Raw genomic sequence first — 4276 nt, 5'->3', positions numbered from 1 at the left:
CTCCTCTGACCATTGCGCCATAGGTGGTATCTTCATAGGTACATCCTGGTTGCAGGTCACAACCGCTGAGCTTTGCCCATACGATACCTGCACCAAGATACCATGGTGAAGGATCTATGGTCTCTATCGGAATGACCGGAGATGCAGCAGCAGCTACTGCTTTACCTCCAGCATTGATATGGGTACTCAATGTTGTTATGCCTATCATCGTGACTACAATAAGTTTTTTCATAATAAATTACCTCTCTCTTCTTCTTTTCTTACAAAGTAAAGCCCTGTCATCATTGTCATCATTGCCAAGAGCAGCATACTTACCATACCTAATGCATCTCCGCCGTCTGATGTCTGTGATGAGGCACAGTTTACATCGAGCGTCACTATTGCAGTTGATGTATTACCTGCTGCATCCGTGATCGTATAGGTAAAGCTGTCTTTTATGTTATTGACATCGGCTTTTGGTGTATAGAGAAGCACATCATCAGTCGGATCATTCGGTGTACCTCCATCATCCATTCCAACAGTACCATGTGTTGGTTGTGTAAAGCTGATTGGTACATTTCCTGGGCCATTACTTCCCCAGACATCACCATTTGCAAGTACATCTATCACTGTTGGATTGTAACTTGTGATAGGTACATTCAAGTTATCTGTTGCTTGTGGCAATCCTGTTTCAGTAGGAGGATTTACACTATCAACCGGTACAGGGTTTGCTGCACATACTGGTGTTGCAGGCGGGTACTGTACCGTGACACTTGATGAAGGATTGACAGAGAGTGTGACTGTAACTGTCGCATCACTCTGATCTGGATTCCATCTACGCCAGTCACTGTAAATGATCTCCCATGAACCATCAGGAAGCTCATTCCAACCTGGCCATACTGTTCCATTTCCACTACCATCAACTTCTGCACCAGCCCAAAGGTAGTGTGTATTGCTAAGAGATAAGTTACTGTCCACTTGTGTCTGAGCACCATCTACACTCGTCCATGTCAAGGTAGCTGTTAGCCCTGTCGGATCAAATCCTACGGCTTGTATGTCATAATTGACATACGGTACATCATTTTCACAGAATGCATTGAGAGAGATAATAAGACGTTTATACGAAACCGTCAACACTGCTTCATTACTCTCATCACCATTAATTTCTCTAACAGTATAATTTACCGGTGTTGGATCATCATCAATTCCAGCCTCTGGCACAAAACTTACTACACCGGTTGTTTCATCAACATTCCATTCTCCTTCTCCAGGTATACTAAATCCTATAATATCTCCATCGAGATCACTTAGGATATCTGTTGCATTTAAAGGTGCAACCAGGCTTACACGTTCAGGATCAAGCGGAGAAGAAGTATTTTCATCATTTGCCAATACATCCAAGATCGCGGTTTCACCTTCTTCCAAACTGAGATTACTGTCATCATTAGCCACAGGAGGGTAGTTAATGGTGACTGTTCCTCCATCACTGGCCCCAGAAGTATCAAGTACTGTATACTCAATAGGTGTCGGATCTCCTATGAAACCTGATTCAGGTGTAAATGTAATCTCACCGTTTATCGGATCTACACTCCACACACCTTCACCTAGTACGGTCATACTCTGCACCTCTCCGTTCACAGGGTCAACGATCATCACCGTAGTTGGATCCAGTGGGTATGTACCTGGGCTGTCATTTCCTATCACATCAATGATAGTAGCAGTACCAGTGATACCATCAACACTGTCATCATCAACTGACGGCGGACGAGGTGAACCTACTGTGATACTACCCAGTGGTGCTCTATATCCATCAATATCATTCACTGTTCCACCTGCGGGAACAACAAGTGTTGTAGGATTTGTACCTTCTGTTTGGATGATCGCTTCATACGGAGATTCATCGATATCTAACGTCACATTTCCTTCCGGTACTATTTGACTGTAGCTTCCATTCACATCAGTAGTAACATTATAAGTATTCCCTTTACTGTCTGTGATCGTTATATTTGCATCCGCTAGACCTGGTTCACCATTATCTTGAGTACCATTGTCATTTAGATCTTCATAAACGATACCGGTAACTGTTCCCTTTTCCACTACGGTTACTGTTACAGATGCAAAAGCAGTATCTCCTGTACTGTCTATGATGGTGTACATGAATGTATCATTTCCATAGAATCCTGGATTTGGCGTATAGACCAATTGGTCATCACTTGGATCATTCGGTGTACCCCCATCATCCAGTGTGACTACTCCGTTCGCAGGTTGGGTAAATGCTGTAATATTAAGCTCTTCCCCATTATTTGGATGAGTGTCATTATCCAATACATCAATAGTTACCGGTGTATCCTGATCTGTCACTGCAGCATCTGCCACTGCATTTGGTAAAGGATCTGTAGCAGTATCTACTACCGTCACTGTTACGATGGCGATATCTGTATTTCCATTTTCATCCGTGATCTCATACTCAAATGTATCATTACCAACAAAACCAACATTTGGTTCGTAAGTGACATAGTCATCACTTGGATCCGCTGCTGTACCATTATCATTGATAGTAACAGTACCATTGACTGCCTGTGTAACAATATTTGTAAGATTAAACTCATCACCCTCAGGATCATAATCATTGATCAGTACAGGAATGTCCACATCAGTATCAAGTGGTGTACTTGCACTGTCTGCAACAGCTGTTACTGCATTGTTTGATGGGTCTTCGGGGTCTGTTACAGTGATCGTCACTGTTGCAGTATCTGTTCCTCCATTGCCATCACTAATTGTGTAAGTAAATGTCGTTGTGCCTATGAAGTCTGTATCAGGCGTGAAGATCACTGTTCCATTTTCATCCCAGGCAACTGTACCATTCGTACCTGTAGTATTTACGTCTAAGATGATCAGACTATCGTCTTCAGGGTCATGGTCGTTGTTTAGTACCGGTATGGATACTGCTGTATTCATTGGTGTGGACTGACTGTCATCCTCTGCTACAGGTGCATCATTTACTGGATCAACAGTGATCGTCAATGTTGAACTTGCAGTTCCACCTTTTCCATCACTGATATCATAGGTCACTGCTGGTACAGCCCCGTTAAAGTCAGGTGCCGGATCAAATGTATATGAACCATCTGCTGCAATCGTAAGATTACCCTCTGAGAGAACAAGTGGGTTCCCGACACTAGCACTATTCCCTCCTACGTTATATCCGGTGACAGTCAATGAATCTCCGCCATCAAGATCTGTATCATTTCCAAGTACCCCAGTCGCTGCAACTACAAGTTGTGTATCTTCCTGCGTATTGCCGATATCTGGATTGGCAACCGGGTCATCATTGGTTGCATTGACTGTAATATCAAGTGTTGCAGTATCTGTTCCAGCTTCACCGTCACTTAACGTATAGGTAGCCTGTGGCATATTTGCTGTTGAGTTGGCTGCCGGTGTAAAGGTATATGCACCTGTGCTTGCGATCGTAAGATTACCCTCTGTAAGTGCTGCTGTCTGTCCAGCCATATAGGTCGATCCGCCTACCACGAACTGAGTCACACTTAAGGTATCCCCATCAGGATCACTGTCCACACCGTTTCCACTGTTATCTGTGATCACATTCCCTGATACAGGCGTATCTTCATTTGTCGTATTCGTGTTATCTGTCGCTGTCGGTGCCGGGTTGGTCACTGTCCATGTAAAGGTATCAGTGACAGTTCCACCTTTTTGATCGTTCGCTGTAACCGTTACACTGTATACACCATTTGTACCACCCTGGCTTGCAGATTTATCGATCGTTCCGCTGATCACACCTGTGGTGAGATTGATCGTAAGTCCTGCAGGAAGACCAGTTGCAGTATATTGAAGTGTATCTCCATCTGGATCTGAGAAGTTCCCGCTTACATTTACATTTGTTGTGTTCCCATCTTCATCGCTCTGATCAGGAATTGTTGTATCCACTACCGGGTTATCGTTTGTTGCATTGACCGTGATATCAAGTGTTGCAGTATCTGTTCCGCCTTCACCGTCACTTAACGTATAGGTAGCCTGCGGCATATTTGCTGTTGAGTTGGCTGTCGGTGTAAAGGTATAAACACCTGTGCTTGCGATCGTAAGGTTACCCTCTGTAACTTCTGCTGTCTGACCAGCTGTATAGGTCGTTGCTCCTACCACGAACTGAGTCACACTTAAGGTATCCCCATCAGGATCACTGTCCACACCGTTTCCACTGTTATCTGTGATCACATTCCCTGATACAGGCGTATCTTCATTTGTCGTATGCGTGTTATCTGTCGCTGTCGGTGCCGGGTTGGTC

At 44.1% G+C, this 4276-nt stretch carries 2 protein-coding genes; both read right to left on the bottom strand.

Annotation, left to right across the window (positions count from 1 at the left end):
* Nucleotides 1-232, bottom strand: a 232-nt coding sequence (locus tag WBM70_RS07135; RefSeq protein ID WP_424557811.1) for a hypothetical protein, incomplete at its 3' end; no start/stop codon positions are given.
* Nucleotides 229-4276 (bottom strand): Ig-like domain-containing protein (locus WBM70_RS07130; protein WP_424557810.1); only part of this gene is annotated, 4048 nt, incomplete at its 5' end. The genes WBM70_RS07130 and WBM70_RS07135, both read right to left, overlap by 4 nt.

This window comes from Sulfurovum sp. (assembly GCF_049668085.1).
Taxonomy (GTDB): Bacteria; Campylobacterota; Campylobacteria; order Campylobacterales; family Sulfurovaceae; genus Sulfurovum.
Note: the sequence above shows the minus strand (reverse complement) of the source record. Positions and strands in the feature narration are given on the sequence as shown.